Origin of the sequence: Vibrio fujianensis (genome assembly GCF_002749895.1) — a bacterium.
Classification (GTDB): Bacteria; Pseudomonadota; Gammaproteobacteria; order Enterobacterales; family Vibrionaceae; genus Vibrio; species Vibrio fujianensis.
Window position 1 is genome coordinate 47,761 of the sequence record NZ_NBUS01000036.1, and the last position, 1,781, is coordinate 49,541.

Sequence of the window (1,781 nt, forward strand, 5' to 3'; positions counted from 1 at the left end):
TGGCGATAAAACATGGCGCATTTGGCGTCCATCTTGGGCAAGAGGATTTACAAACGGCCGATATTCAAGCGCTTGCCAAGGCTAATATTCGCTTAGGGCTATCCAGCCATGGCTACTTTGAATTGCTTTATGCTCAGCAGTTTCAGCCCAGCTATATTGCCCTTGGGCATATCTTTCCCACCACCACGAAACAAATGCCTTCTAAACCACAAGGCTTAGTTCGCTTGGCTTTGTATCAACAGTTACTCAACACCCTGCCTTATGGGGACATGCCCAATGGGGAAGATCAAGGCATGCCAAGTGTTGCGATTGGGGGAATTGATTTGAGTAATATCCAGTCCGTTGTGAATTGTGGTGTTACCAGTATCGCTGTGGTGCGTGCGGTGACTCAAGCCGCTGATACCCAGTTAGCGGTTCAACAGTTACAAGCGAGTTTCTCCGAAAACTTAAATTTGACGCTTGGATCAGTGAGTCATCCATCGGAGGTCACTGATGTTATCGGATAAACAATTTTTACGTTACCAGCGACAAATTTGCTTAAACGAAGTGGGTGAGCAAGGACAAACATATTTGCTTAACCGCAGCGTATTACTGATTGGGTGTGGTGGATTAGGAAATGCCGCGGCACTGTATTTGGCTGCTGCGGGTGTGGGTAAATTAGTTCTGGCGGATGATGATCTTGTTGAAGAGTCAAATCTGGCTCGGCAAATCGGTTTTAGAACGCCGCAGATTGGAATGGCGAAAGTCTCAGCACTGGCAGAGTCTTTGGCACAATTAAACCCTGAATGCAAAATTCGCCCAGTGAATCGGCGGATGGATCGATCATTATTAACCTTAGAGGTGGCATTGGCCGATGTGGTGTTGGATTGCAGTGATAATTTTTTGACTCGTCATAGCATCAACCAGGTGTGCTACGAGCAAGGTGTCCCATTGATTTCAGGTTCAGCCATTGGTTGGCAAGGGCAGCTCATTGGCTTTGATTTTACTCAGCCAAATTCAGGTTGTTATGCCTGTTTTGCTCCACAAAAGCAGCAAAAGAGTCAACGCTGTTCTGATCGCGGAGTGATGGGGCCTGTGGTGGGAACCATAGGTAACTTACAAGCGTTATTGGCATTACAGACGTTAATGAAGATGGATAACGTCCCTTTTTCTCGGTTCCACCAGTTTGATGGCCGGCATTTGAGTTGGCAGCAGTGGCAGCTCACGCCTGACCCCGATTGTTCCATTTGTTCAACACCCCTAAATCATCGAGCATCCGCTCAGGTTCAGCAAAAGGAGGACTTATGACGGTGGTGATTACCATTAACCAGCAGCCACAGCAGGTAGCTCAAGGGCGAACGTTGCAGCAAATACAACAGGAGTTGCAACTTCCCACCTTAGGCTGTGTTTTTGCCATTAATGACAACATTATTCCTAAAGGGTTGTGGGCAAAAACCTATTTGAATGACGGCGACCAAATCTCTCTTTTTCAAGCCATCGCAGGAGGCTAAACATGTTGAGCATCGCAGGAAAAACCTTTCAATCTCGCTTACTGACTGGTACGGGTAAGTTTGCAAATAGCCATGTTATGGCTCAAGCGATCCAAGCGAGTGGATCACAACTGGTGACGATGGCATTAAAAAGGGTTGATTTAAAAAGCCGTGAAGATGACATTCTTGCACCGCTGATTCAGGCGGGGGTCAATTTATTGCCCAATACTTCAGGAGCAAAAACTGCACGCGAGGCGATTTATGCCGCGCAACTGGCTCGTGAAGCTTTGGAAACCAACTGGGTGAAATTAG

At 47.1% G+C, this 1,781-nt stretch carries 3 protein-coding genes and 1 pseudogene; all 4 read left to right on the forward strand.

Translation table 11 applies throughout. The annotated features are described in order from the left end of the window. A partial coding sequence (locus tag B7C60_RS17640; protein WP_245868451.1) for a thiamine phosphate synthase occupies positions 1-506 on the forward strand: 506 nt, incomplete at its 5' end. Continuing rightward, positions 493-1,287, forward strand: coding sequence for a HesA/MoeB/ThiF family protein (locus B7C60_RS02715; protein WP_099610321.1), 795 nt, complete (start codon positions 493-495; stop codon positions 1,285-1,287). The genes B7C60_RS17640 and B7C60_RS02715, both read left to right, overlap by 14 nt. Further along, on the forward strand, positions 1,284-1,490 hold the full coding sequence (thiS, locus tag B7C60_RS02720; RefSeq protein WP_099610322.1) for a sulfur carrier protein ThiS: 207 nt from the start codon (positions 1,284-1,286) through the stop codon (positions 1,488-1,490). The genes B7C60_RS02715 and thiS overlap by 4 nt, the downstream gene beginning before the upstream one ends. A 2-nt stretch (positions 1,491-1,492) precedes the next feature. After that, positions 1,493-1,781, forward strand: a pseudogene (locus tag B7C60_RS17645) (thiazole synthase); the annotation flags it as partial.

Excerpts from the sequence above, each read along its gene's own strand:
- B7C60_RS02715 (WP_099610321.1), top strand. The coding sequence starts at position 493 with ATGTTATCGGATAAACAATTTTTACGTTACCAGCGACAAATTTGCTTA.
- thiS (WP_099610322.1), top strand. The coding sequence starts at position 1,284 with ATGACGGTGGTGATTACCATTAACCAGCAGCCACAGCAGGTAGCTCAA.